Origin of the sequence: Calidithermus terrae, from assembly GCF_003574345.1 — a bacterium.
GTDB lineage: Bacteria > Deinococcota > Deinococci > Deinococcales > Thermaceae > Calidithermus > Calidithermus chliarophilus.
Map to the genome: position 1 here is coordinate 1 of NZ_QXDL01000039.1, position 23,345 is coordinate 23,345.

Below are 23,345 nucleotides of genomic sequence, written 5' to 3' on the forward strand. Positions count from 1 at the left end.
GGGTGGCGCAGACGGGCATGCCGCCGGGTCAAGGTGCGGCCCGCACCCCCACATACGCGGGCACTGAGGCCCGGCGGCATGCCCGCGAGGGGGTGGCCGTAGGCCATACCGGCTCTGCCGGTAACCTGGAGTCCCTCGGGGGAGCCCAGGGGGAGCAGGTTTCCGGCGTACGCCGGGTCGCGTACCGCGATGCCCTCGCCATGTGGAATGGCCTCCCCCTCGCTCCCCTGACGGCGGAGCGGGGGTCACCAAACCAAACCACCGCAAAACACCCGCTCCTTGCACAGAAGAGAAAACTCAAGCGCTCACGTGGCTTCGCGCAGGCGCTCGAGCACCTCCCAGTCGCCCGGCTCCACCCCGTAGAGCAAGGCCACGTAGTAGCTCGCCCAGGCGACGCGGTACCAGTAGCACAGGGCCTTCGCCAGGGTGCCCTCGGCCTCGGGCTCGGGCAGCTCGATGAGGGTGTCCACGCGGCTCTCCAAGATCTCCTGGCTCACCCGCTTGCGCTCGTCGTCGCCCAGCAGCACCGCCGCGATGGGGTCGCCCTGCTCGTGACGGGCCTCGAGACCGGTGAGGAAGAACTCCAGCCCCGAGGGCGGCGGCGTGATCGAGAGGCTCTTGCCGATGCGGGCGTAGGTCTGCTGCATGGCCTGGGCCAGCCCCGCGTAACGCTCGGGCACCACCCAAAGCGGGGTGCGCTCGAGCAGCGAGTAGGCCAGGAACTTGGCCGGGTTCTTGTCCAGGCCCACCTCCGGGCGCAGGCGCTCCCGCTCGAGCAGCAGCGCCCGGTCCACGCGCTCGAGCTCGGCCCGCTGCCCGGTCGCCAGCAGCAAGAAGCGCAGGTAGCGGTAGGGCGAGAGCGGGTGGGCGGCCACCTGCACCTCGACCTCCTCCCGGTAGCCCAGCCGCACCACCTCGGCGCCGGCCCCCGCGTAGAGCCCGGCGCTCAGGGCCTGCCCCAGGTCGTAGCCGCCCTCGAGCACGAACTGGGTGCCGCGCTCGGTGAACTCCGCCCCGATCCAGTCCCTCGCCAGCCGCGCCGCCCACCAGGCCTCGCCGTAGCCCACCACCCCGTAAGGCGGGGCGTAGGCGGCCTGCGGCACCGGCCCGCTCCCCACCAGGTCGCGCAGTTCGAAGGCCAGGCCCATGCGGTCGGCCAGGTAGGTCTCTTGCGAATCCAGGTCGCGCATCGATTCAGTGTACAAAGCGCTTGATGAGCCTCGGCCAGAGCTCGGCGGCGGGCGGGCCGGCTCAGGCGGCGGGGGCCTGGCGCAGCTCGCGGCGCAGCAGCTCGAGCAGTTGCGGCGCGGGCGTGTAGCGGAAGCGGGTCGAAAGGCGCGGGTCGTACTCCTGCACGAACACCTGCACGGGCTCGAGGCCGCGCAGGTGGGGGGCGTACTTGCGGATGGCCGCGTCCATCCGCTCCCCGCTCATGAGGGTGATGGAGCGCTTGGGGTGGTCTTTGAGTTCGATCACGAGTCGTCTCATAGGCGTTCTTCTCGGATGGGCAAACGTTGTTCTAAGTGCCTTCGACGGATTCAACCCCATCCTGGGGCCCACGCGGGGAGCTCTAGCCGCACGAACGGGCCGATTCGGCGCACACCGGGGCCGGCCGTGACGGGAAGCTGCCGGTGGGGTGCTCAAAACGGCAGGGCTTCCTCCTCGCCCCTCGGCCAGATGCTCTCGCGCACGCGGCGCTCGAGCTCGCGCTCGAGGGCGTGGTGCATCCGCCAGGCCAGCTCACGCTCGTGGGGCAGGGAGGGGGCCTCGAGCAGCCAGATCTCCAGCGCCCGGTAGGCCACGTGCAGCTCGGGCGTGCTGGCCCGGGCGGCAAAGAATACCACCGCGGGCACTTCCTGGGTGTCCTCGTCGGGCTCCGGCAGGGGCGGCGGCTCGAGCGCCACCAGGTCCTGTGGGCGGTCCTCCCCGGCGTAGCGTTGCCTTCCCCGTTCGCTCTCGTACATGGCGGCCTCCTTCACGTTCACGCCCCCTCGCCCCGAGGGCTCGAGGTGTTTAGCTTACAACATAACACGTAGGGTTCAATACGTGTGTGGCATGGGTCATTATGGTATAGACATAGCCGTCATTATGTTATAAACTAAATCACGAGGTTCAACCCCAACCCATGACGTAGAACCTCGACGGAGGGCCGACCCCAGGAGCCACCAGCCGCGACGCCAAGAACGCCGACTCGAGCCCCTCACACACCAAGCCACAGGACACAGGACAAAAACGGAAACAGCCATGACCAAACTCGAGATCCCCCTACACCCCAAGCTGGAGAAGATCCTCGGCTACCCCGGCCTCGCCCCCCGCGTGGTGTTCTACTTCGAGCCCGGCAGCGACACCCTGATGTACGACGACGGGCACAGCTCGGGCTCGGGCAACTCCTGGGCCTACCTGATCTGGGCCGCGCACCCCTCGGTCAAGCCGCACCTGCTGCGGCTGGAGGGCAGCCTGCTGCTCCTCGACCGCCGCGAGCGCAGGCTCTACGCCGCCACCCGCGAGCAGGCCCTCACCGCGCTCAAGGAGGCCGGCGCCACCCAGATCGAGCTCGAGGGCGTACCCGCCCACGACCCCGGCCACACCTGGAAGGAGGCCCAGCAGATGCTGGCCGACTTCGTGAGCTGGCTGGGCAGCAACGTCGCCCGCAAGGCCGCGTAGACCGCCGGTAGCCCGCGCTACCGGCCGCAGCCCCTCAGACCGCAACGCAAACCGCCCGCGAGAAAGGACCGCCACATGATCCAAGGACTCAACACCCGCACCCGGTACGTCCGTATCGGGAAGTTCAAGATCGGCATGAAGGAGACCGTCGAGCGGGGGGGCCGCCGCTTCGAAAAGCCCACCGCGCTCGACCACTTCCGCATCGTTGACGGGGCGCAGCCGGTGCAGGCCCTCTACGGCGAGAAGCCCGCCCAGGTGCTCGTCTACCTCCCCGACAACCTCTCCGAGGCCACCTGGGACCCTTACTACAAGCGCTACGCCCGCTCGGGCCTGATGTGCCGCGGCGACGGCGTCGTGGGGCAGGAGGTGCAGGCCGACGGCAGCCTCAAGGCCCGCGACTGCGCCCTCCGGGGCTGCCCCTTCGCCCAGCCCGCCAAGAAGGGCGAGAAGACCGAGCCCGCGCAGTGCCGCCCCATCGGCATCCTGAGCTTCAAGGTCGTGGGCGTGCCCAGCGCCGGGGTCTACCAGATCGACATCAAGGGCATGAGCGCGGTGAGCCGGGCCGAGGGCTACCTGCGCCAGTTGCAGCAGGCCGCCGGCGGCGACCTCACCGGGGTGCCCTTTCTGCTCACCGTGAACGTGTCGAAGGGCAAGGACGGCTTCCCCACCAGCCGCATCGAGCTGCGCGACGCGCCCGAGACCCTCGAGGCGCTGCGCGACCCCTGGAAGCGCCACGCCGCCGGGGCCGCCAAGCAGCAGGTGCAGGGCTTCGTCATCACCGACGCCCACGGCAAGGTCATCGCCTCGCCGGAGGTGGGGGTGGAGGAGAACATCGCCGTCCGCGCCCGCTACGCGCTGCTGCTCAACGAGGCCATCGAGAAGCACTACATCTTGGGCGACGCGGTGGAGAAGTACTACCAGGTGCTGCGCACCCTCGAGCGCATCAGCGAGGCCGAGGCCCAGCAGGCCTACGGGCGCCTCAAGGCCTACGTGGACGAGCTCGAGGCCACCCAAAACGAGCCCGTCTCCCGCCACGGCGAGACCGACCAGCGCTACGCGGGCTTCGCCTTCAAGTACCTGCGGGCCGCCGACTACGAGGCCTTGGGCTTCGAGGCGCCGGCCGAGCCCGGCGCCATGACCCGCCTCCAGGCCCGCAAGGCCATGGCCTACCTCTACGAACAGCGCAAGGGCAAGGAAGCCGCGTGAGAAGAGCTTCAGCCCGCAGGTGGTGGCGGTGGCTCCTGGGCCTGCTCAGCTACGGCAACCGCCTGCTTGACCCACCCCGAAACAGGAGGGATGAAATGGGAGCCAACCTAGTACTCGCCAGCGGCGTGCTCGGCCGCCACGAACTGCGCTACACCCCCAGGGGCACGCCCCTTCTGGAGATCGCCCTCGTGGGCAAGCGCCCGGTCAAGGACAACTTCGTCTTCACCCGCGTGGACCTCACCTTCTACGGCAAGCTCGCCGAGGCCTGGGCCCAGAGCCTGGTGGAGGGCGCGGCCTACCAGGCCAGCGGGCGGCTGGAGTACGAGAGCTGGGAGGTGGACGGGCGCAAGGGCTCGAGGCTGCGCGTCGTCGGCGAGGAGCTGCACCGCCTGGAGGGCGCCGACGTCCGCGAGGAGGAGAAGGGCCCCGTCCTCTACGGCGCCGACAACCGGGTCTTCCTCATCGGCGGCCTCACCGCCGACCCCGAGCTGCGCCAGACCTCGATGAAGACCCCCATCGCCAAGGCCCAGCTCGGCTTCTCGACCTGGGACGGCCAGGCCAGCAAGAGCCACTACGTCGAGCTCGAGGCCTGGGGCGAGCTGGCCGAGCCCTTCAAGAGCCTGAAGAAGGGCAGCCAGGTGATGATCGAGGGCGCGCTCAAGACCGAGGTCTGGGAGGACCGCGAGAGCAAGACCAAGCGCTACAAGCGCCTGGTGGAGGTGGGCAAGGTCACGGCGCTCGAGCGCCTGAACGCCGGCGCCAAGGCCGCCTGAGCGCCGCAGAGGGGACATTCCTCTCAAGGCATTCGTACCTGCCCCCTCGCGCTAGCCTTAAAGGCGAGGGGGCGACGTTGATTCCCAACGTGGGCTACGCCGACCAACGCATCCGCTACGTGCTGGCGGTGGCGTTCCTCCTTATCGCTTTCTTCGGCGTGAACGGGGTCTGGCAGTGGGTGTTCGGCTTGTTAGGGGCGGTCATGGTGGCGACTGCCGGCCTCAATTTCTGCCCGGTCTGGGCCGCGCTGAAGATCAACACCCGAGGTAAAGCCGCCTGAGCGCTCCGGTCCCCCTACCTCCCCCCCGGCGTTGCCGGGGGCTTTCCCTGACGGGCCAGTTTAAGCAACATAGTGTTTTGAACGGGGCAGCCCCGGCGGCCGTGCTACCCTGGCCTTGATGCCGGGGGGATTCGCCAGTTGGCAAGAAGTTCGTCAAAGCCTGCTCTTACGCGTCGCCTTAGGGATCTCCCTGCTGGTGATCTACGCCGCCGAGCCCTTCGGCTTTAACCACGCGCTGATGTGGGGCGTCTTCGCCGTGATCGCGGTCCAGGTCGTCATCACCGCCCTCGGCATCCCCCGGCGCTGGCCCGGGCTGCCCGGCTTCAACTTCTACGTCAACCGACTGACCATCGTGCTGCTGCTGGGCGCTTCGGGCGGGGGCTCGAGCCCCTTCGTGGCGGTGAGCTACATGTCGCTGGTGGCGGCCCTCATCTGGTACAACTCCCCGCGCGACGTGCTCGTCCTGGTGGGCAGCCACTGGCTGGCCCTGTTCGCCGGGGCCGCCCTCGCCGGCGCGGCGGGCGCTGCGCCCACCTGGAGCTACTGCCTGCTCCACGCCATCGGCCTGGCCGTCATCGCCTACACCCTCTCCAAGCCCCTCTCCCAGCTCAACCGCCACGCCGCCACCGACCCCCTGACCAAGGCCCTCAACCGCCGGGGCGGCCTCGAGGTGCTCGAGACCTGGGTGGCCCAGCGCCAGCCCTTCGCCCTGGTCTTCATCGACCTCAAGCAGTTCAAGGCCATCAACGACACCTACGGCCACTCCGTGGGCGACGAGGTGTTGGTGTGGGTGGTGGAGGTGTGCCGCTCCAACCAGCGCAGCGGCGACCTGGTCATCCGCTACGGCGGCGACGAGTTCGTGCTGGCCGTCATCGGCAAGCCCGGCCCGCTGGTTCAGCGCCTCGAGCGCCGGCTGGACGCGGGCCTGCAGACCACCGCCGGGCACGTGAGCGTCCGGGCCAACCTGGGCGTGGCGAACTTCCCCAAGGACGGGCACCACCTCGAGCAGCTCCTCCACCTCGCCGACCGGCACATGTACGCCCACAAGGGCGCGGTGACGGCCTGAGGCTCAGGGCTCGAGCCAGTTCTCCACCCTCAGCCCCTCCACCCGCCCGAACTCCCGCACGTTGTTGGTGACGAGCGTCAGGCCCGAGCTGAGGGCCTGGGCGGCGATGAGCGTGTCGTACGCGCCGATCCTGAGCCCTTTTCGCTCGAGCTCGAGGCGGATGCGCGCGGCTGCGGCAACGGCCGAGGAGTCCAGGGGCAGAGGCGGGGCGAAGCGCGTGACGAGTTCTACCTGGGCCAATTTACCCTGCGGGTCAGCGCTTTTGAGCGCGCCATAGGTCAGCTCGAACTCCGTGATGACGGAGATGTTGACCTCGCCGTACTCGAGGCTCCGCAGGCGCTCCAGAACCTGCCGTGGACGGTGCCGGGCGACGTGAATGCAGATGTCGGTGTCGAGCAGGTAGCGCATTCAGCGGTCGTCCTTGTCCCAGCCCGAGAAGTCGCGCTCCTGAGCCTGTGGCTGCTGACGCCCTTCCGGCAGGAAGGGCTCCCCCTCGCCCAGCGCCGCCAGGGCCTCGAACAGCCCCGCCAGGTTCCCCGGCTTCTTGCGCAGCACCACCTCGTCGCCCCGGCGGAAGATCTCCACCTCGTCCACGTCGAACTGGAACTCCTTGGGCAGGCGTACGGCCTGGGAGTTGCCGCTCTTGAAAACTTTGGTGGTTTTGGGCTGAGGCATGGGGTCAGTATATACCAGGAGTGTATACCCAGAGTGGGAGGCTCGCCGCGAAAGCTAAAGTCTGATCCCGGCACAAGCCGAAGCCGCTTAGCTTCTCACGTAGGTTGATGAGCATTAACTGCCTTACTGCTATCTTCCAAGTCTTTTCAATATTTCAGGCACACTGTCAGCAAGAGACTTCAGCAAATTACTAGTATCCCTTGGATCATTTTCCTCGGCTGCTACGCTGCTTTGGAAAGGATTCCGGTTCAATGCGAGAAAAACAGCCCCAGTCAACTCTTCCTCCTATTTCGGAGCCAGGCGACGGAAACCCTCTATTGCCTTAGCCAAAATAACTCTGTGAGCATATTCGCGTTGCATAGCAAATAAGGTTATAGTCTTAAGACTAACCCCCCAGTCCCTCACTGGGGGGTCACAAAAAGATGTATCTTAGTCCTTTAGCTTCTTCGCCGCCTCGAGCAGCGCCGGGAGCACCTGGTGCACGTCCCCCACGATGCCGTAGTCGGCGATCTTGAAGATGGGGGCCTCGGCGTCCTTGTTCACCGCGACGATGTACTTGCTCTTGTTCATGCCCGCCTGGTGCTGCACCGCGCCCGAGACGGCCAGGGCGATGTAGGCGCCCGGCTGCACGGTCTTGCCGGTCTGGCCCACCTGCTCGCTGTAGGGGCGCCAGCCCGCGTCCACCACGGCGCGGGTCGCGCCCACCGCGCCGCCCAGGAGGTCGGCGAGCTGTTCCACGCCCGCGAAGGCCTCGGGGGAGCCCAGGCCGCGGCCGCCGGTCACCACCACGGTGGCCTCGGTGAGGGAGACGCCCTTCTTCTGCTCGACCACGCGCTCGAGCACCTCCACCTGAGGGGCGGGGAGCTCGACGCTGAGGCTCTCCACGCCGCCCTCGCCCTGGGGTTCGGCCAGGGGGGTGGTGTTGGGCTTGGCGGTGATCACCACGGGCAGGCCGGCGGCCTGCTTCTCGGTGACGCGGTTGAGGAAGCTGTAGCGGGTGGCGACGACCCTCGAGCCGTCGGTGGAGGTCTCGAGGGTGTCCTCCAGCAGCGCCGCGCCGAGCTTGTAGGCCAGCTTAGCGCTCCAGGAGCGGCTCTGGCGGCCCCCGGTGGCGATGACCACCTTGGCGGCGGCCTTCTGGGCCGCCGCGTAGGCCGCCGCCGCCCACTTCTCGGCGGTGTAGGCGCCCACCTCGGCCACGTAGACGGTTGAGACGTAGCGCCTGGCCTCCTCGGCCACCGCGCCCAAGTTCTCGCCGATCACCACGCCGCTCACGGCGCCCAAGGCGCTGAGCTGGCGGGCGCGGGTGACGGCCTCGAGGGCTCCCTTGCGCAGGCGGGCCCCGTCGTGTTCAAGAACTACCAGGATCATTCGAACCTCCGGTGTCTGGAGAAGGTCAAAAGGCTAAAAGGTGAAAAGGCCAAAAGTAGAACCACGAGCCCGACCCGCCACCTTTCCCCTTTTCATCTAAATCACTTTGGCTTCCTCGTGCAGCAGCCGCACGAGCTCGCTGGCCGCGCCCTGGGGGTCCTTGGTGCCGTCGAGCACCTTGTTCAGCCGGGTGCGCTCCTGGATGGTCTGCTCGAGCACCTCCACCTTGGAGGCGGCGGCGACGGGCACCTTCTTGAGCTCCTTGCGCTTGGCCTTCATGATGCCGGGCAGGGTGGGGTAGCGCGGCTCGTTGAGGCCCTGCTGGGTGGTGAAGACGGCGGGCAGGCCCACCCGCACCACCTCGGCGCCCTCGTCGAGGTCGTGCTTGGCCTTGGCCTTGCCGTCCTCGAGCTCGAGCGCGGTGGTCCAGGCCACCACCGGCCAGCCCAGCGCCTCGGCCACCGCCGGGCCCAGGGCCTGGGAGTCCCAGTCGGCCTGCTGCCCGCCGGTGAGCACCACGTCGGGGGCCTCCTCGCGCAGCACCTCGGCCAGCGCCTGCGCCTGGCTGATGGGGTCGAGGTAGCCCTCCTGGACCAGGTGGACGGCGCGGTCGGCGCCCATCGCCAGCGCGGTGCGCACGGCCTCCTCGAAGCGCTCAGGGCCCAGCGCCACGATCACGCTCTCCCCGCCGTGCTTCTCCTGCAGCCGGATGACCTCCTCCACCGCGTACTCGTCCATCTGGTCGAGGATCAAGGTAGCGCCCGAGAGATCGACCTTGCCGCCGTCGATCTTCAGGCGGGATTCGCTGTCGGGGACTTGACGTACGATCGCAACAAACTTCACGTATACCTCCACTTCGCTTCGGCGCGGGTTGCCGATAGCCGATAGCCAATAGCTTAAGGCGAGGGAGCCTCGAGCAGCCGTATGAACGCGTTGATCTTACCGTTGAGCAGGCTGGCCTGTTCGTAAAGCGGCTTGACCACCTGGGCCTCGACAAATCCCAGCTTTGTAGCCAGGTGGGCAGCGCTCACCGTCTCGAGCAGGGAGCCTCGAGCCATGTACAAGAACCGTAGAAAGTCCTTATCCGATCCCCTTCCTTTGCCCTCCGCGATGTCCGGACAGACCGAGGTGGCCGCTCGGCAAAGCTGCGACGTCAGGTCGAACTGTTCCCGGCTCGGCAGCGCCTCAGCCAGCCTGTATGCGCTCACCACCAATTCGCACCCGAGCCGGTAGACCTCGAGGTTCTCGAACCCGAAATAGCTCTTATCGCTCAACATGGTCGCTTGCTTCGCCCGCTGCGGATAGCCCATAGCTTTTTGGCTCTGTTCTAGCTATCAGCTATCGGCTACCCGCTCAGCACGTGCCGCGCGATGATCAGCCGCTGGATCTCGTTGGTCCCCTCGTAGATCTGGTTGAGCTTCACGTCGCGCAACAGCTTCTCGACGGGGTACTCGTGCATGTAGCCGTAGCCGCCGTGGATCTGGATGGCCTGGTTGGCGGCCTCGAAGGCCATCTCCGAGGCGTAGGCCTTGGCGATGGCGGCGGCGTGGGCCTGGGGGAGCCCCTGGTCGGTGAGCCAGGCGGCGTAGTAGGTGTAGGCGCGGGCGGTCTCGACGCCCATGCTCATCTCCGCCAGCTTGAACTGGATGGCCTGCAGCTCGGCGATGGGCTTGCCGAAGGCCTCGCGCTCCTTGGCGTACTTGGCGGCCTCCTCGAGCGCCCGCCGCGCCACCCCCACGCTGCCCGCGGCCACGGGGATGCGGGTCTTGTTGAGGGTGTTCATGGCGATCTTGAAGCCGTCGCCCTCGGCGCCCAGCAGGTTGGCGGCGGGCACGCGGCAGTCCTCGAAGACCAGCTCGTAGGTGCCGCTGGCGCGCTGGCCCATCTTGCCGTGCAGCTTGTTGGCCTTAAAGCCGGGGGTGCCCTTCTCGACCACCAGCGCCAACACCCCCTTGTGCTTGAGCTCGGGGGCGAAGGTGGCGAAGACCACCACCACCTCGGCCTCCCCGCCGTTGGAGATCCAGGTCTTGGTGCCGTTGAGCACGTAATGCTCGCCGTCGCGCACCGCGCGGGTGCGCAGGGCGGCGGCGTCGGAGCCGTTGCCGGGCTCGGAGAGGGCGAAGGCGGCCAGGGCGGGCTTCTCGGTCAGGCGCTTGAAGAAGCGCTGCTTCTGCTCGTGCGAGCCCGCCAGCAGGATGGGGGTGATGCCCAGGTCGGAGGCCATGGGGATGGTGTAGATGCCCATGCAGCCCCAGGCCAGCTCCTCGCCGATGATCACCTCCTCGAGCATCCCCAGCCCCAGCCCCCCGTACTCCTCGGGGATGATGGCGTTGAGTAGCCCCACCTCGTGCAGCTTCTCAACGACCTGCCAGGGGACTTCCTCGCGGGCGTCGTACTCGGCGGCCACGGGGGCGATCTGCTCCCGGGCGAAGCGCCGGGCCAGCTTCTGCAACTCTTTCTGCTCGTCGGTCAGGCTGAAGTCGATGGGCATGGGCGTACGGCGGCGAGCCGGGCACGGCCTCCGCCCCTCGGGCGGCGCTCGAGCCGTGACCAACTCCTCCGCTCCACTTCACCTCCTCTGTGTACTCCGGTCGTCATTTTTACACACAGCAACAGCACTGCTCCCGCTTACTTTGACCGAGTATAAGTTTTTATCCCCCGGCCTGCAAGCACATTTATATATCGTATCACGCCGCAGGTGCAGAAAAAACGTCACAAATCAGCCGCGGCTCAGTCCTACGACAGAGGGGCTTCAGCCCTCGCGTCTACCTTGGCCCCAGAGCAGGGACGGCCCACACGGCCTTTCTGCCCGACGCATTGGGAGGGATAGCCATGAGACTCAAACGGTTGCTGCTGGTCGCGGGGATGGTGCTCGGGGTGAGTTCGGCGTCGCTGGCGGCGGACGCGCTCGACCCGGCTCGAGCCAACTTCGGGGTTTCCTTCGGCTTCTCGGGCGGGGTGGGCGCCGGGATCGTCGCGGGCGGTTCGCTCAACAACCTGATGTACTTAGCCCCGGGCGTCAACCTCGGCGCGCGGGCCGAGCTCGCCATGCTCTTCAGCAACCCCACCGTGGGCAGCCTGGCGGTGAGCCCGGTCGCCACCTTCGCCATCGCCAACGGCGGGCTCTACTTCGGCCCCACCATCGCCCTCGGCTTCGGCGGCGCCACGCCCTCGGTCGGCTTCGGCCTGCTCACCGGCGTGGAGCTCGACCTGAGCGAGGCCATGATGCTCTACGGCAGCCTGGCGCTGGGCCTGGGCAACGCCCTCACCGGCACCGCGGCGCTGGGCCTCGACTTCGACATCAGCGGCCCGCTGTCGGCCTTCGGCGAGATCCACACCACCTTCGCCGGCAACGTGGGCGCGTTCGGGCTGGGCGTGGGGCTGGCGTACCGGTTCTGATGGGCTGCCGGTAGCCGATGGTCGATCGCGGATAGCCGGAAAAGACTCCCGGAGGGGCGGGCCTCGAGGCCCGCCCCGTTCTCGCGCAGGCGTCAGGCGGGGGGCTTGAGGAAGGTGGCGGCGCCGGGGAGGACGTGGGCCTCGAGCGGCGGTGTGCCCTCCAGGCTTTCGCCGTCGAACTGCAGGGGCAGGCTGGGAATGGCCTCGACCCGCACCCGGCGCACCTGGTACACGCCCAGGCGCTCGTCAACCTCGGGGGTGGCGAGGCCCAGGCGCTCGGCCATCTGGCGCATGAGCTCGGGCAGGAGCCCGGCGGCGCTGCGGGCCTTGAGCACCACCACGTCCAGGAGGCCGTCGTCGGGGGCGGCGTAGGGGGACATCTTGAGGCCGAGCTGCATGCGCCCGAAGTTGACCACCACCACCCCGATGCCGGAGGTCTCGAGCACCTCCCCGTCGAGCTCGAGGCGGAACTCGGCCACCGCCGGGTTGGCGTTGGAGAGGGCGCTGAGCACGTAGGCCCCCACCCCGAAGCGGGGCTTGAGGGCCTCGGAGTCGGCGATGAGCTTGGCGTCGAAGCCGGTCCCGGCGGCGATGGTGAAGCCGGCCGTGCGCTCTTGCCCCTCCGGGTCGCGGTAGCTGAGCCGGGCCAGGTCCACCCGCTGCCGCACGGGGTCCTCCAGCAGCACCCGCGCCAGGGCCTCGGGGTCGGAGGGCATGCCCAGGTTGAGGGCGATGAGGTTGGCGGTGCCGGCCGGGTAGGCCAGGACGGGCACCTCGGGCCGCTCGAGCGCGTGGGCCACGCCGGAGACGGTGCCGTCGCCGCCCGCCGCCACCACCGCGTCGAAGCCCTCGGCGTCGCGCAGCAGGCCGGGGAGGGCGGCGCCGGGGCCGAGCTCGCGCACCTCGAGCCCCACCCCCGCCGCCCGCACGGCCTGCGCGAAGCGCTCGAAGCCCGAGTCCCCCTGCCCCGAGTTGGGGTTCACAACCGCCAGCACGCGCGAGACCACGGGCTAGGCCCCCACCGCCGGCCGGGCCTGGCTCCGCTTGCCGAGGGCGCCGTTCACGCTCATGGCTGAAGGCGGCAGGCGAGGCCAGCGGCGAACGGCTCCGGAGTTCCCCGCTTTCGGCCTCAGGCTTCCCGCTTTGCCCCACCTCCTCGAAAAGTAGACGCTTTCCGCTATGGCTCGCCCATCCTATCACGTAGCGGGAAGGAGGGGCGTCGTGGGGCATGAAGCCGGGCCTCGAGCCCCCTGGGTAGCCGCTTTCGCGCCGCACGGCGCGGTGTCCGGGTGGGGCCTCTGAGGGGGTAGATTGGGTCATGGAAAACCCCTGGAGGAAGTTCGTCCCGCAAAGCCCGACCCGGCAGGGCGCCGCCGAGTACTTCACCGGGCGGGTCTACATCAGCGAACTGGTCCACAGCCCCGCGCCGATGCACCTGCAGGTCTACCGGGTGATGTTCACCCCCGGCGCCCGCACCGCCTGGCACACCCACCCCAAGGGGCAGGTCCTGCACGTGGAGAGCGGGATCGGCTGGTTCGCGCGCCGGGGGGAGGGGGTGCTCGAGATCAAGGCCGGCGACACCCTCTACATCCCGCCCGGCGAGGAGCACTGGCACGGGGCTTGCGCCACCCACGCCATGGTGCACCTGGCGGTGCAGGCCAGCGAGGAGGGGGTGGCGGCCCACTGGCTCGAGCACGTCTCGGACGAGGAATACAAGCTCTGAGCCCCGGTCCTTTTACAGCACCCCCGCCGCCCGGAAGGCCCCGTTGACCACTTCCCTGGCCTCCTGCAGGACCCGCTCGAGGTGCTCGGGCCCCCGGAAGCTCTCGGCGTAGATCTTGTACACGTCCTCGGTGCCCGAAGGCCGCGCGGCGAACCAGGCGCTCTCAGTGACCACCTTGAGCCCGCCGATGGGCTCGTCGTTGCCCGGGGCACGGGTCAGCTTGGCGAGGATGGGCTCGCCGGCGAGTTCGGTGGCGGTGACCATCTCGGGCGAGAGGCTGGCGAGGGCCTTCTTCTGGGCGGGGTTGGCCTCGGCGTCCATGCGGCTGTAGGCCGAAGCCCCGAAGCGGGCCTCGAGCTCGCGGTAGTGCTCGCTGGGGCTCTTGCCGGTCTTGGCTAAAATCTCGGCGGCCAGCAGGCCCAGGATGATCCCGTCCTTGTCGGTGCTCCAGGCCGAGCCGTCCATCCGCAGGAAGCTCGCCCCCGCGCTCTCCTCCCCGCCGAAGCCGATGGTCCCGTTCAGCAGGCCGTCCACGAAGTACTTGAAGCCCACCGGGACCTCCACCAGCTCGCGGCCCAGGGCCGCCGCCACCCGGTCGATCATGCTGCTGGAGACCAGGGTCTTGCCGATGCCCGTCCGGGGCCCCCACTGCGGGCGGTTCGGGTAGAGGTAGTGGATCGCGACCGCCAGGTAGTGGTTGGGGTTCATCAGCCCGTCGCGGGTCACGATGCCGTGACGGTCGGCGTCGGGGTCGTTGCCGATGGCTACGTCGAAGTGCTCCTTGAGCCCGATGAGCGAGGCCATGGCGTAGGGCGAGGAGCAGTCCATGCGGATCTTGCCGTCCTTGTCTACGGTCATGAAGGAGAAGCTGGGGTCGATGCGCTCGTTGACGATGGTCAGGTCGAGGCCGTAGTGCTCGGCGACGCGCTGCCAGGTGGCGAGGCTCGAGCCCCCCAGCGGGTCCACCCCGATCCTCACCCCGGCGGCCTTGATGGCCGCGACGTCGATGATCTGCTCGAGCTCGCGCACGTAGGGCGTGACGAAGTCGAACTCCTCGGCGTCCTGCAGCGCCTCGCGCAGCGGCTCGCGCCGCACCTCGAGCAGCCCGTCCTGCAGGAGCTCGTTGGCCCGCTCCTGGATGGCCTTCGTCACGTGGGTGTCGGCGGGGCCCCCGCCCGGCGGGTTGTACTTGAAGCCCCCGTCCTGCGGCGGGTTGTGGCTGGGGGTGATCACGATCCCGTCGGCCAGGCCCTCGCTGCGGCCCTTGTTGTAGGAGAGGATGGCGTGGGAGACCAGCGGGGTGGGGGTGTAGCCCCGCCCCTTCTCGACCCGCACCGCGACCCCGTTGGCGGCGAGCACCTCGAGGGCGCTGACCCAGGCCGCCTCGCTGAGGGCGTGGCTGTCCATGCCCATGAACAGGGGCCCGGTGATGCCCTGCTGGGCGCGGTACTCGGCCACCGCCTGCGCGACGGCGAGGATGTGGGCCTCGTTGAAGGTCCCGGCGAAGGAATTCCCCCGGTGCCCGCTGGTGCCGAAAGCCACCCGCTGCAAGGGGTCGGCGGGGTCGGGCTGCAGGGCGTAGTAGCTGGCGAGCAGGCGCGGAATGTTGACCAGAATGCCGTGCGGAGCAGGTTTGCCGGCCAGAGGATGTACGGACATGTAGCCTCCTGTTGTCCGGATTTTATCGCGCCTCCCCTCCCTGCGGCTCCCGCGCCCCGGGTAAGCCCGGGCAACCGGGCCCGGCGGTAGAATCAGTGCGAAAGGAGCAAACCATGTTCAAGCCACTCGGCTTCGGATTGCTGGCTTTATTGGCCCTCGGCGTGACCCAGACCTCCTTCACCCTCACCAGCCCCGACGTCCCCGCGGGCTCGACCATCAAGGCCGAACAGGTCTACAACGGCTTCGGCTGCAGCGGGCAGAACGTCTCGCCGGCGCTCGAGTGGTCGGGCGCCCCCGCCGGCACCAAGAGCTTCGCCCTCATCGTCCACGACCCCGACGCGCCCACCGGCGTGGGCGGCTTCACCCACTGGATCGTGTACAACATCCCCGCCAACGTCAGCCGGCTCGAGAAGGGCGCGGGCAACCCCGAAGGCCGCGGCCTCCCCGCCGGCGCGGTCCAGGCCGTGACCTCCTTCGGCACCCCCGGCTGGGGCGGCCCCTGCCCACCCGCCGGCGACAAACCCCACCGCTACGAGTTCACCCTCTACGCCCTCAAGGTGGACAAGCTCGAGCTCCCCGCAAGCGCCAGCCAGGCCCTCGTAGGCTTCAACATCAACGGCAACGCGATCGCCAAGGCGAGCTTCACGGCGGTCTACGGGCGGTAGCGGCAAGCCGTAAGCAGTCAGCGGTCAGCTTTCAGCTCGTGGTTTGTCGAGGGTCAAGGGTCTAGGGCCAGGGCGCAGGACGTACGACGTAAGACGTACGACCCGCGTCTAGCGTCTTGCGTTTGGCTATCGGCTATCGGCCATCGACCTTAATTCAACGACCGCTTCCCGCTGAGCTGCGCCGCCTCGGCCGCCGCGTTGGGGATGTCCTCGAGCGTGATGAGCTGCAAGTCGGCGTCGGAGAGGGCGGCCATGTCGGAGCGGGCGATGCGGTTGGCCTGCTCGGCCACGATGTCCTCGAAGAGGTTGCGGCAGAAGCGGGCGTTGCCGAAGGTGCGGTCGCGCACGGCGTGGGCCTGGTGGATGGCCCCCTCGACCGCCGAGCGGGCGTCGGGGGTGAGGCGGTAGCCGGCGTCGGTGACGAACTTCTCGAAGATGGCGAGGAGTTCGCCGGGGCTGAAGTGGTCGAAGTGGAAGTAGCGCGAGAAGCGCGAGCGCACGCCGGGGTTGGACTCCAAGAAGCGCTCCATCTCGTCGGCGTAGCCGGCGATGATCACGGCGAACTGGTCGCGGTGGTCCTCCATGCGCTTGAGCAGGGTGTCGATGGCCTCCTGGCCGAAGTCGGCGAAGGTGGCGCCCTCGGGCTCCAGGGCGTAGGCCTCGTCGATGAAGAGGATGCCGCCTAGGGCCTTCTTCACCTGCTCGTCGGTCTTGAGCGCGGTCTGGCCGATGTAGCCCGCCACCAGCCCCGCGCGGTCGGTCTCGACGACGTGGCCTTTTTGCAAGAAGCCCAGGTGGCGGTAGATGCGGCCGACGAGGCGGGCGATGGTGGTCTTGCCGGTGCCGGGCGGGCCGGTGAGCACCATGTGCAGCGAGAGGGGGATGGTGGAGAGGCCGCGCTTCTTGCGCTCGGTCTGCACGAAGAGGAAGTTGACGAGCGTCTGGACCTCCTGCTTGATGTGGTTCAGCCCGATGAGGGCGTGGAGCTCGGCCAGGACTTTCTCGAGGCTGTCGTCGTCGGGGGCTTGGAGGGCGGAGGGGTCCTCCTCGGGGCTCACCTCGCCCTGCAGCAGCAGCACCGCGTGGACGCGCACGCGCATCTGGCGGTTGAGGTAGAAGCCCACCGCGCTGCCGAAGGCCTTCTCGAAGTCGGCGGCCGGCTTGGTTTCGACGTGCTGGTCGTTGATGTAGAAGCGCACCTCGGCGCCCTGGCGCACCACGGTGAGCCAGTTGACCGCGTCGCCCTGCTGCACGAGGGGGGTGCGGGTCCAGTTCTGCAGGGTGGTCCACTCGTTGTTGTCGCAGGCGTCGATGCGGTAGTGGCCGTCGCCGCTGATGAGGAAGGAGTAGAAGTTGTCGGCGTCGCGCAGGGCCCACACCAGGCCGTAGCCGTAGTCGTTGACCCCGTTCACCTTCTCGAGGATCACGTGCAGGCGGAAATCCCGGCCCCAGTCGGCCTTGGTGCCGCACCACGAGAGCCAGTTGCCCTCCGAGCGCTTGTGCTCGAAGACGTAGCAGCCGTTCTCGAGGGCGAGCAACACCTCCTTGGAGTCGCGCACCGACCACTCGTTCTTGTTGTCGGTGAAGAAGTCGCTGAAGACCAACATGGGCCCAGTGTAGTGGAGCCCCCGGCCCGCACGGCGCGATTTCGACCCGAGGGGCTTGACGGTCCCCTCAGGGTTCATACTATGTAAGTATGTACTTACTTTCAGAGCCCAACCCCACCCGGGCCAGCATCCTGCAGGCCGGGCTCGAGCTGCTCGTCGAGCGGGGCTACAAGGGGGCCACCACCCGGGCCATCGCCGAGCGGGCCGGCCTGACCGAGGTCACGCTCTTCCGCCACTTCGAGAGCAAGGAAGCACTGCTCAAGGCCGCCGTGGCCCAGTTCTCGCCCCCCCTGGCCGAGGTCGTTCCCCCCGATAGCGGAGACCTCGAGGCCGACCTGCTCGAGCTCGGCCAGAACTACCTCGACCTCATCCAGCGTCAAGGGGGGCTGATCCTGCGCCTGGTGCCCGAGCTGCTGCGTCACCCCGAGCTGGTGGGGGAGGGGCCGCCCCCCGGGGTCATGCGGGTTTTCGGCGCGGTGACCGGGTTCTTCGCCCGGCAGCAGGCCGCGGGGCGGCTGCACCGGGCCGAGAGCCCCGAGCAACTGGCGCTGGGCTTCGCCGGGCCGCTCTTCGCCCGCAGGATGCTGGGCGGGATCTGGCACCTGGGGCTCGAGTTCGACCTGAAAGCCCACGTGCGGGGCTTCCTGGAAGGGAGGAGGGGAAATGGTTAGCGCAGAAGGGGTTTCCCGGCGTTTCGGCGGCTTCCGGGCGCTCGAGGGGGTGAGCCTCGAGGTGCGCCCCGGCGAGGTCTTCGGCCTGCTGGGGCCCAACGGGGCGGGCAAGACCACGCTGATCCGCATCCTCAGCGGGGTGCTCCCCCCCAGCGAGGGCCGCGCGAGCGTGGCCGGGCTCGACGTGCGGCGGCAGCCCGACGGGGTGAAGGCCGCCATCGGCTACGCCACGCAGGAGGCCTCGGTGTACCGCGACCTCACGGTGCGGGAGAACCTCGAGTTCCGTGCCCGGCTCTACCTGGGGCCCAAGGCCGTGCGGCCCGCGGTGGAGCGCACGCTGGGGCGCTTCGGGCTGGGGGAGTTCGCCCAGAAGCTGGCCGGGGCGCTCTCGGGGGGCTGGCGGCAGCGGCTGGCCCTGGCCCAGGCCGTGGTGCACGGCCCCCGGGTGCTGTTCCTCGACGAGCCCACCACCGGCTTGGACCCCCTCTCGCGCCGCGCCATCTGGGACCTGATCCACGAGGAGGCGCGGGCCGGGGCGAGCGTGCTGGTGACCACGCACTACATGGACGAGGCCGAGCGCTGCACCCGGCTGGCCCTGCTCTACGGCGGGCGCGTGCTGGCGACGGGCACCCCCGCCGAGCTCAAGGCCCTGGCCCAGTCCCAGGCCCGCTTCGCCTTCGTTCGCACCCAGGCGAGCCCCGAGGCCCTGCGCGCCCAGCCGGGGGTGCTCGAGGCCTGGCCCAGCGGCGACGGGGTGCGGCTGATCCTGGAGCCCGGCGCCCAGCCCCCCCTCGAGCTCGCCCCGGCCATGCCCAGCCTCGAGGACGTGTTCGTGGTGCTCACCCGGCAGGGCGCGGCGCCGCCAGCGGGAGGTGCCCGGTGAGCCGGGTGCTGGCCGTCGCCCACAAGGAGATCACCCAGATCCGGCGCGACCACGTGTTGCCCCGCTTGATCGTGGGGCTGCCGGTGATGATGATGCTGCTCTTCGGCTACGCCATCAACTTCACCCTCTCGGGCATCCGGCTCTCGGTCTACGACGGCTCCGCCGACCGCGTCAGCCAGGCGCTGGTGCAGGAACTGGGCAAGGACGACAAGTTCCGCCTCACCCACGCCGCGCGAAGCCCGCAGGAGGTGCCCGAGGCCATCGACGAGGGCCGCGCGCGGGTGGGGCTGGTGATCCCCGAGGGGGCGCTGCAGACGGTGCGGCAGGACAAGAGCCTGGTGGTCGAGGTTTACGTGGATGGCTCCGACCCCAACTTCGCCTTCCAGGCCCAGGCCGCCCTGCGCAAGGCGCTGGGCGACCTCAACGGCCGCCTGCTGGCGGGCAAGGCGTTGGCCGGGCAGGCCGTCACCCCGCCCCTCACCCCCTCGCTGCACACCCTCTACAACCCCGACAACAAGACCGCCTGGTTCATGATCCCCGGCATCATCGGCCTGATCCTCACCCAGTTCACGGTGCTGCTCACCGCGCTGTCCATCGTGCGCGAGGGCGAGAGCCGCATGATGGAGACCCTCATCGCCACCCCCGTCAAGCCCTACGAGGTGGTGCTGGGCAAGGTGCTGCCCTACCTGGGCATCTCCTTCGGGGTGGCGCTCCTGGTGCTGGCGCTGGGCCACTGGGTCTTCGGGGTGCCGGTGCAGGGCAACTTGGGCTGGCTGCTGCTCTTGATGCTGCTGTTTTTGGTGGGCTCGCTGGGGGTGGGGGTGCTGATCTCGACGCTGGCGCGCACCCAGGTGCAGGCGGTGTTCGGCACCTTCGCCTACGCCTTCCCCACCATCTTCCTCTCCGGCTTCGTCTTCCCCATCGACGGGATGCCCGCGCTGTTCCAGGCGGTGTCTTACGCGGTCCCCGCCCGCTACCTCATCGAGGGCTTGCGCGGGGTGATGCTGCGGGGGGTGGGCTGGGAGTTCTTGTGGCTCGACTTCCTGGCCCTGAGCGTCTTCGGCGGCCTGGTGCTGGTGCTGGCCTCGAGCCGCTTCCGCAAGCAGCTCGCGGTGTAGATTGGGGCTTGGAATGGTGTCAAACGTCGCACGTCCTACGTCGTACGCAAGGCGCAAGATGCCCAACGCCCAACGCCCCACGCCGAAGGCTGGGGGCGGGTCGCGGGGCGGGATTTTCGCGCTGCTTCTGGCGCTTGGAGTTGCACTGTCGGCCGCCGGGCAGGCGCAGAGCCTGGGCGTGGGCGTCTTCGCCGCGCCGGGGTACATCAGCCCGACGCTCGAGGGCAGCCTCGAGGCGGGGGGCCTCACCCTGAGCGCCCGGCTCAAGCGCGACAGCCTGGGGCTGGGGGTGGAGGACGACCTCGAGTTCGGCCCCGCCGGGCGCTTCGTGTTCGGGGCGCGGGCCGACGTGGGCTTCGGGCTGCAGCCGCTGGGCTGGGGCGCGGAGGCCTACCTGCGCGGCAGCGTGGCGCAGTTCGGGCTCGACGCCCGGCTCGGCTACGCCTCGGCCCCCCGCGCGGCGCTGTGGGCGGGGGAGCGCAACTTCAGCGGCTTCGCCGGGAACTTCAACGCCAGCTACCGCCTGGACCCCGCCAACACCCTGCGGGCCTCGCTGGCCTACGCGGGCGACGTCGCAGGCGCGGCCTTCCAGGGCTCCGCGCTGGGCCTGGAGGGGAGCTGGGCGCTGCGCGAGGGCGGGGCGACCTACCTGGCGGGCCTGGGCTTGCGGGTGGGGGCCTACGCGCTGCTGGGCTGGCGCGGCGAGCTGGGCGAGGAGGGCACCCTGCTCGACGCCACGCTGCGGCTGGGCTGGGTCAACCGCCTCGAGCTCGGGCTGTTCCAGGAGGAGCTTCGCCTGCGGCTCATGACCACCTTCCCGCTGGGCGGCGTGCCCTTCGAGGCCGCCGCCACCTTGGAGGCCGAGAGCCTGCGCGGCGACGTGACCTACGACAACGCCAACGGGCGCTGGACGGTGTGGCTACGCTACACCTTCACCTTCGACTGACCGTTCTCGCCGCGGTCAAATCCGACTCATCTCCCCTGCCCTACCCTGACGGGAGGGAAACGGAGGAACCTGAATGCTCAACGCCCAACGCGAAACGTCCGAATACGTCGATGGTCGATGGTCGATCGTCAATAGCCAAAGGCCGAAGGCCATACGCGCCCTCCTCGGGGTGCTGTTCCTGGCTTTGAGCTGGGTGGGGGCCCAGAGCCCCGCCGAGATCACCAAGCAGGTCCAGGCCAACCTGGAGAAATCGCCCTGGGAGGCCACCGTCAGCGGCAAGGCCCAGCTACCCGACGGCTCGAGCCAGGACGTCGAGTTCCGCCTGCAGGTGCTGCCCGGCAAGGAGCAGGTCGCGCGCGTGGAGTTCAAGAAGCCGGGCGCGCTCGAGGGCAACTTCGTGGTGATCTCCGAGAAGGAGGTGTGGAATTACCTCTTCCTCACCAACCAGCTCATCATCCAGCCGCGCGCCAAGGCCAACGTGCAGGGGCTGGGCGTCAACCTCACCAGCCTGGGCGACTTCGACCAGCTCAGCGAGCAGGTGAGCCTGAAGCTGCTGGGCGAGGAGCGCACCGCCGAGGGCGCGGCCTGGAAGCTCTCCGGCACGCCCAAGGACAAGACCCAGGGCTACAGCAGCCTGGAGATCCTGGTGCTCAAGGCCGACCCCCGCCCCCTCTCCCTCACCCTCAAGGACGCCGGCGGCAAGACCGTGGCCGACCTGGCCTTCAAGGGCTTCAAGCGGGTCAACCTCACCGCCAAGCAGCTCAAGAAGTACCCCGCCGACGCCGAGGTGGTGCGGAAGTAGGGCGCGGGGCAACCGGACCAGGGCAGGCCATGGCCTGCCCTTTCTTTTCGCGAGACGCCGGCGAGACGCCCCCGCACGCCCGCCGCCGTAGGCTGGGGGATCATGCCCCTGCCCATCGCCCGCAAGCACTTCTTCGAGCGCTACCGCCAGCAGTTCACCAACCGGCTGCGCCAGGGCCAGGCGGAGGGCTTCGGGGCCATGTTCGACTACTGGGAGCGCTCGAGCCTCAGCGACCTGCGCTGGCTGGCCTACGCCCTGGCGACGGCCTACCACGAGACCGGCGCGACCATGGCCCCGGTGCGCGAGGGCTTCTGCAAGAGCGACGCCGACTCGGTGCGCGCGGTCACGAAGCTCTTCGAGCAGGGCAGGATCAAGCGCAACTACGCCCTGCCCCACGCCAACGGGCAGTGCTACTTCGGGCGGGGGCTGGTGCAGATCACCCACGGCTACAACTACGAGCGCCTGGGACGGGCCATCGGGCTGGGGCGGCAGCTCTACGACAACCCCTCGCTGGCCCTGGACCTGGGCATCGCCGTGCAGATCCTCTTCGTGGGCATGGTGGAGGGGCTCTTCACCCGCAAGTGCCTCGCCGACTACTTCAACGACGCCAAGACCGACTACAAGAACGCCCGCCGCATCATCAACGGCCTCGACCGTGCCGAACGGGTCGCGGGTTATGGCAAGAGGTTCTACCTCTGCCTCACCGGGAAGCCCGCCTGAGCGCCGGGCTGGACTACAATGGTCGGGTGAGCCCCAAAGACGCGGTCTTACAGGCGGCCCTCGAGCGCTCCGCCGCGCTGGTGCGGGCGGACCGCGCGGCGCTCGAGCGCCTATCGCACCCGAATTTCACCTACGTGAACGCGGGCGGGGCGCGGCTGAGCCTGGAGGAGTATCTCGAGACCTACGTGAGCCTGGGCGACGTGCGCTGGGAGCAGCAGGAGCTCGAGCAGGTGCAGGTCGAGGTCTACGGCGAGGCGGCCGTGCTGGTCGCGCGGCTGCACGACCGGGCCACCCACCAGGGCCGCGTCTTCGACGCGTACTTCCAGACCACCCAGGTCTACGTGCTTTTCCCGCAGGGCTGGCTCTGCGTGGCCGCGCAGACCACCCAGGCCCCCCAGGAGTGAGCCGCCATGCCCGACCCCGCCCCGCCCGCCGACGCCCTCGCCGCCCTCGAGGCCGAGAACGCCCGCCTGCGCCGCATCGCCGAGGCCGCCAAGGAAGCGCTGGCGCTGCTGGAGGGCCGCCGCCCCGGCTTCACCACCGCCTACGCCCGCGACGTGCTGCGCACCGCCTTCTCCGACGACCCCATCGCCCTCACCCGCCCCATCCGCCGTTACCGCAGGCGGGCCAAAGCCAGGACTGCCCGGGCCGGTGGGCGTAAGAAGAAATAGTACGCCGGGCGTGGGGTGGGCGCATTGGGTCGTGCGTCTTACGTCGTACGCAAAACGCGAGACGCCAAACGCAAGACGCAAGACGCGTGTCCTACGTCGTACGTCGTACGCCAAACGCCCTTTCTGCACCCCCCTTGGCAAGGGGGGCTTGGGGGGATACGCGGGGAGGGGTCTACCGCTGAGGGCTGAGGGCTAAAAGCCAAACGGCCTATCCGCCCGGATCTCCATCACCCCTACCCGGTCCTGGCCCTGTCGTCCAACCCGCAGGATGCCCTGCGCTGTGGCCTTCTGCTTGAGGCACAGGCCCTTGTCGGTGTTGCAGAAGTACACGTCGCCCTCGAAGCGCAGGGGGTAGTCCCCGGGCTTGGCCGTTTTGGGCACGCTGAGCTTCCACTCGAGCGGCAGGGCGTTCTCGACGTAGTGCTCGGGGTCGGGGGGCCAGGGG

29 protein-coding genes are annotated in these 23,345 nt (G+C 69.0%); 16 read left to right on the plus strand and 13 right to left on the minus strand.

What is annotated here, in order from left to right; genetic code table 11:
* Positions 1-305 precede the first annotated feature (305 nt).
* The 3 genes from Mterra_RS06365 to Mterra_RS06375 form a co-directional block, all read right to left on the minus strand.
* Positions 306-1,190 carry an SIS domain-containing protein gene (locus tag Mterra_RS06365; protein ID WP_119314424.1) on the minus strand — a complete coding sequence of 295 codons (885 nt, stop codon included), beginning with the start codon at positions 1,188-1,190 and terminating at the stop codon, positions 306-308.
* A 61-nt stretch (positions 1,191-1,251) separates the two neighbouring features.
* Entirely contained in the window at positions 1,252-1,488 is a 237-nt protein-coding gene (locus Mterra_RS06370; RefSeq protein ID WP_147372573.1) for a hypothetical protein, read from the minus strand.
* A 152-nt stretch (positions 1,489-1,640) separates the two neighbouring features.
* On the minus strand, positions 1,641-1,964 hold the full coding sequence (locus Mterra_RS06375) for a hypothetical protein (RefSeq protein ID WP_147372574.1): 324 nt from the start codon (positions 1,962-1,964) through the stop codon (positions 1,641-1,643).
* A gap of 280 nt (positions 1,965-2,244) precedes the next feature.
* Here Mterra_RS06375 and Mterra_RS06380 point away from each other — a divergent pair, with 280 nt between their 5' ends.
* The 5 genes from Mterra_RS06380 (at position 2,245) to Mterra_RS06400 (ending at position 5,990) form a co-directional block, all read left to right on the plus strand.
* Positions 2,245-2,664: a hypothetical protein gene (locus Mterra_RS06380; protein ID WP_119314426.1), complete on the plus strand. Its 420-nt coding sequence runs from the start codon at positions 2,245-2,247 to the stop codon at positions 2,662-2,664.
* Positions 2,665-2,739: 75 nt separating this feature from the next.
* The gene (locus tag Mterra_RS06385; protein ID WP_119314427.1) at positions 2,740-3,870 is read left to right on the plus strand and encodes a recombination directionality factor; all 1,131 of its coding nucleotides are present in this window, start codon (positions 2,740-2,742) and stop codon (positions 3,868-3,870) included.
* A gap of 95 nt (positions 3,871-3,965) precedes the next feature.
* A complete protein-coding gene (gene ssb / locus Mterra_RS06390) occupies positions 3,966-4,643 on the plus strand; it encodes a single-stranded DNA-binding protein (protein WP_119314428.1) in 678 nt (225 codons plus the stop codon).
* A 77-nt stretch (positions 4,644-4,720) separates the two neighbouring features.
* On the plus strand, positions 4,721-4,924 hold the full coding sequence (locus Mterra_RS06395) for a YgaP family membrane protein (protein ID WP_119314429.1): 204 nt from the start codon (positions 4,721-4,723) through the stop codon (positions 4,922-4,924).
* A 118-nt stretch (positions 4,925-5,042) separates the two neighbouring features.
* The gene (locus tag Mterra_RS06400) at positions 5,043-5,990 is read left to right on the plus strand and encodes a GGDEF domain-containing protein (RefSeq protein WP_119314430.1); all 948 of its coding nucleotides are present in this window, start codon (positions 5,043-5,045) and stop codon (positions 5,988-5,990) included.
* A gap of 3 nt (positions 5,991-5,993) precedes the next feature.
* Here Mterra_RS06400 and Mterra_RS06405 read toward each other — a convergent pair whose 3' ends face one another.
* The 6 genes from Mterra_RS06405 to Mterra_RS06430 all read right to left on the minus strand — a co-directional run bounded on the left by Mterra_RS06405 (position 5,994) and on the right by Mterra_RS06430 (position 10,527).
* Positions 5,994-6,398: a type II toxin-antitoxin system VapC family toxin gene (locus Mterra_RS06405; RefSeq protein ID WP_119314431.1), complete on the minus strand. Its 405-nt coding sequence runs from the start codon at positions 6,396-6,398 to the stop codon at positions 5,994-5,996.
* The gene (locus Mterra_RS06410) at positions 6,399-6,665 is read right to left on the minus strand and encodes an antitoxin (RefSeq protein ID WP_119314432.1); all 267 of its coding nucleotides are present in this window, start codon (positions 6,663-6,665) and stop codon (positions 6,399-6,401) included.
* Positions 6,666-7,094: 429 nt separating this feature from the next.
* Entirely contained in the window at positions 7,095-8,036 is a 942-nt protein-coding gene (locus Mterra_RS06415) for an electron transfer flavoprotein subunit alpha/FixB family protein (RefSeq protein ID WP_119314433.1), read from the minus strand.
* Positions 8,037-8,132: 96 nt separating this feature from the next.
* Positions 8,133-8,879, minus strand: a complete 747-nt coding sequence (locus tag Mterra_RS06420) for an electron transfer flavoprotein subunit beta/FixA family protein (protein ID WP_119314449.1) — start codon at positions 8,877-8,879, stop codon at positions 8,133-8,135.
* A gap of 53 nt (positions 8,880-8,932) precedes the next feature.
* Positions 8,933-9,346 (minus strand): four helix bundle protein, encoded by a 414-nt coding sequence (locus Mterra_RS06425; protein WP_119314434.1) that lies wholly within the window; start codon positions 9,344-9,346, stop codon positions 8,933-8,935.
* 35 nt (positions 9,347-9,381) lie between these two features.
* Positions 9,382-10,527 carry an acyl-CoA dehydrogenase family protein gene (locus Mterra_RS06430; protein WP_119314435.1) on the minus strand — a complete coding sequence of 382 codons (1,146 nt, stop codon included), beginning with the start codon at positions 10,525-10,527 and terminating at the stop codon, positions 9,382-9,384.
* 341 nt (positions 10,528-10,868) lie between these two features.
* On the opposite strand from Mterra_RS06430, the gene Mterra_RS06435 reads away from it, so the two are divergent.
* A complete protein-coding gene (locus Mterra_RS06435; RefSeq protein ID WP_147372575.1) occupies positions 10,869-11,435 on the plus strand; it encodes a hypothetical protein in 567 nt (188 codons plus the stop codon).
* A 92-nt stretch (positions 11,436-11,527) separates the two neighbouring features.
* Here Mterra_RS06435 and Mterra_RS06440 read toward each other — a convergent pair whose 3' ends face one another.
* Positions 11,528-12,442: a diacylglycerol/lipid kinase family protein gene (locus Mterra_RS06440; RefSeq protein ID WP_119314437.1), complete on the minus strand. Its 915-nt coding sequence runs from the start codon at positions 12,440-12,442 to the stop codon at positions 11,528-11,530.
* Positions 12,443-12,753: 311 nt separating this feature from the next.
* Between Mterra_RS06440 and Mterra_RS06445 the strand changes: the two genes are divergently transcribed.
* A complete protein-coding gene (locus Mterra_RS06445; RefSeq protein WP_119314438.1) occupies positions 12,754-13,158 on the plus strand; it encodes a (R)-mandelonitrile lyase in 405 nt (134 codons plus the stop codon).
* Positions 13,159-13,170: 12 nt separating this feature from the next.
* On the opposite strand, the gene pgm is transcribed toward Mterra_RS06445, so the two are convergent.
* Positions 13,171-14,817, minus strand: a complete 1,647-nt coding sequence (pgm, locus tag Mterra_RS06450; protein ID WP_119314439.1) for a phosphoglucomutase (alpha-D-glucose-1,6-bisphosphate-dependent) — start codon at positions 14,815-14,817, stop codon at positions 13,171-13,173.
* A gap of 113 nt (positions 14,818-14,930) precedes the next feature.
* Here pgm and Mterra_RS06455 point away from each other — a divergent pair, with 113 nt between their 5' ends.
* Entirely contained in the window at positions 14,931-15,482 is a 552-nt protein-coding gene (locus tag Mterra_RS06455; RefSeq protein ID WP_119314440.1) for a YbhB/YbcL family Raf kinase inhibitor-like protein, read from the plus strand.
* A gap of 149 nt (positions 15,483-15,631) precedes the next feature.
* On the opposite strand, the gene Mterra_RS06460 is transcribed toward Mterra_RS06455, so the two are convergent.
* Positions 15,632-17,089: an AAA family ATPase gene (locus tag Mterra_RS06460; RefSeq protein WP_218022891.1), complete on the minus strand. Its 1,458-nt coding sequence runs from the start codon at positions 17,087-17,089 to the stop codon at positions 15,632-15,634.
* Positions 17,090-17,178: 89 nt separating this feature from the next.
* On the opposite strand from Mterra_RS06460, the gene Mterra_RS06465 reads away from it, so the two are divergent.
* From Mterra_RS06465 to Mterra_RS06500, 8 genes are all read left to right on the plus strand, one after another.
* Complete coding sequence (locus tag Mterra_RS06465; protein ID WP_119314442.1) at positions 17,179-17,760, plus strand: TetR/AcrR family transcriptional regulator; 582 nt, start codon at positions 17,179-17,181, stop codon at positions 17,758-17,760.
* Positions 17,753-18,643, plus strand: a complete 891-nt coding sequence (locus tag Mterra_RS06470; RefSeq protein WP_119314443.1) for an ABC transporter ATP-binding protein — start codon at positions 17,753-17,755, stop codon at positions 18,641-18,643. Before Mterra_RS06465 ends, Mterra_RS06470 begins: the two co-directional genes overlap by 8 nt.
* Positions 18,640-19,761: an ABC transporter permease gene (locus Mterra_RS06475; RefSeq protein WP_119314444.1), complete on the plus strand. Its 1,122-nt coding sequence runs from the start codon at positions 18,640-18,642 to the stop codon at positions 19,759-19,761. The genes Mterra_RS06470 and Mterra_RS06475 overlap by 4 nt, the downstream gene beginning before the upstream one ends.
* A 58-nt stretch (positions 19,762-19,819) precedes the next feature.
* The gene (locus Mterra_RS06480; RefSeq protein WP_147372576.1) at positions 19,820-20,707 is read left to right on the plus strand and encodes a hypothetical protein; all 888 of its coding nucleotides are present in this window, start codon (positions 19,820-19,822) and stop codon (positions 20,705-20,707) included.
* A gap of 169 nt (positions 20,708-20,876) precedes the next feature.
* On the plus strand, positions 20,877-21,509 hold the full coding sequence (locus tag Mterra_RS06485) for an outer membrane lipoprotein carrier protein LolA (RefSeq protein WP_245971547.1): 633 nt from the start codon (positions 20,877-20,879) through the stop codon (positions 21,507-21,509).
* A gap of 102 nt (positions 21,510-21,611) precedes the next feature.
* Entirely contained in the window at positions 21,612-22,229 is a 618-nt protein-coding gene (locus Mterra_RS06490; RefSeq protein WP_218022892.1) for a glycoside hydrolase family 19 protein, read from the plus strand.
* 26 nt (positions 22,230-22,255) lie between these two features.
* A complete protein-coding gene (locus tag Mterra_RS06495; protein ID WP_170159571.1) occupies positions 22,256-22,633 on the plus strand; it encodes a nuclear transport factor 2 family protein in 378 nt (125 codons plus the stop codon).
* A 6-nt stretch (positions 22,634-22,639) separates the two neighbouring features.
* On the plus strand, positions 22,640-22,900 hold the full coding sequence (locus Mterra_RS06500; protein WP_119314448.1) for a hypothetical protein: 261 nt from the start codon (positions 22,640-22,642) through the stop codon (positions 22,898-22,900).
* A 192-nt stretch (positions 22,901-23,092) separates the two neighbouring features.
* Here Mterra_RS06500 and Mterra_RS22190 read toward each other — a convergent pair.
* The coding region (locus tag Mterra_RS22190) for a hypothetical protein (RefSeq protein WP_170159572.1) at positions 23,093-23,345 on the minus strand (253 nt) is incomplete at its 5' end.

What these genes read in the sequence shown, in the direction of transcription:
- Mterra_RS06445 (WP_119314438.1), top strand. Translation starts at nt 12,754, where the DNA reads ATGGAAAACCCCTGGAGGAAGTTCGTCCCGCAAAGCCCGACCCGGCAG.
- Mterra_RS06380 (WP_119314426.1), top strand. Translation starts at nt 2,245, where the DNA reads ATGACCAAACTCGAGATCCCCCTACACCCCAAGCTGGAGAAGATCCTC.
- Mterra_RS06465 (WP_119314442.1), top strand. Translation starts at nt 17,179, where the DNA reads ATGTACTTACTTTCAGAGCCCAACCCCACCCGGGCCAGCATCCTGCAG.
- Mterra_RS06410 (WP_119314432.1), bottom strand. Translation starts at nt 6,665, where the DNA reads ATGCCTCAGCCCAAAACCACCAAAGTTTTCAAGAGCGGCAACTCCCAG.
- Mterra_RS06370 (WP_147372573.1), bottom strand. Translation starts at nt 1,488, where the DNA reads ATGAGACGACTCGTGATCGAACTCAAAGACCACCCCAAGCGCTCCATC.
- Mterra_RS06430 (WP_119314435.1), bottom strand. Translation starts at nt 10,527, where the DNA reads ATGCCCATCGACTTCAGCCTGACCGACGAGCAGAAAGAGTTGCAGAAG.
- Mterra_RS06425 (WP_119314434.1), bottom strand. Translation starts at nt 9,346, where the DNA reads ATGGGCTATCCGCAGCGGGCGAAGCAAGCGACCATGTTGAGCGATAAG.
- Mterra_RS06405 (WP_119314431.1), bottom strand. Translation starts at nt 6,398, where the DNA reads ATGCGCTACCTGCTCGACACCGACATCTGCATTCACGTCGCCCGGCAC.
- Mterra_RS06375 (WP_147372574.1), bottom strand. Translation starts at nt 1,964, where the DNA reads ATGTACGAGAGCGAACGGGGAAGGCAACGCTACGCCGGGGAGGACCGC.
- Mterra_RS06365 (WP_119314424.1), bottom strand. Translation starts at nt 1,190, where the DNA reads ATGCGCGACCTGGATTCGCAAGAGACCTACCTGGCCGACCGCATGGGC.
- Mterra_RS06415 (WP_119314433.1), bottom strand. Translation starts at nt 8,036, where the DNA reads ATGATCCTGGTAGTTCTTGAACACGACGGGGCCCGCCTGCGCAAGGGA.
- Mterra_RS06500 (WP_119314448.1), top strand. Translation starts at nt 22,640, where the DNA reads ATGCCCGACCCCGCCCCGCCCGCCGACGCCCTCGCCGCCCTCGAGGCC.
- Mterra_RS06455 (WP_119314440.1), top strand. Translation starts at nt 14,931, where the DNA reads ATGTTCAAGCCACTCGGCTTCGGATTGCTGGCTTTATTGGCCCTCGGC.
- Mterra_RS06490 (WP_218022892.1), top strand. Translation starts at nt 21,612, where the DNA reads ATGCCCCTGCCCATCGCCCGCAAGCACTTCTTCGAGCGCTACCGCCAG.
- Mterra_RS06480 (WP_147372576.1), top strand. Translation starts at nt 19,820, where the DNA reads ATGCCCAACGCCCAACGCCCCACGCCGAAGGCTGGGGGCGGGTCGCGG.
- Mterra_RS06435 (WP_147372575.1), top strand. Translation starts at nt 10,869, where the DNA reads ATGAGACTCAAACGGTTGCTGCTGGTCGCGGGGATGGTGCTCGGGGTG.
- Mterra_RS06400 (WP_119314430.1), top strand. Translation starts at nt 5,043, where the DNA reads ATGCCGGGGGGATTCGCCAGTTGGCAAGAAGTTCGTCAAAGCCTGCTC.
- pgm (WP_119314439.1), bottom strand. Translation starts at nt 14,817, where the DNA reads ATGTCCGTACATCCTCTGGCCGGCAAACCTGCTCCGCACGGCATTCTG.
- ssb (WP_119314428.1), top strand. Translation starts at nt 3,966, where the DNA reads ATGGGAGCCAACCTAGTACTCGCCAGCGGCGTGCTCGGCCGCCACGAA.
- Mterra_RS06470 (WP_119314443.1), top strand. Translation starts at nt 17,753, where the DNA reads ATGGTTAGCGCAGAAGGGGTTTCCCGGCGTTTCGGCGGCTTCCGGGCG.
- Mterra_RS06385 (WP_119314427.1), top strand. Translation starts at nt 2,740, where the DNA reads ATGATCCAAGGACTCAACACCCGCACCCGGTACGTCCGTATCGGGAAG.
- Mterra_RS06460 (WP_218022891.1), bottom strand. Translation starts at nt 17,089, where the DNA reads ATGTTGGTCTTCAGCGACTTCTTCACCGACAACAAGAACGAGTGGTCG.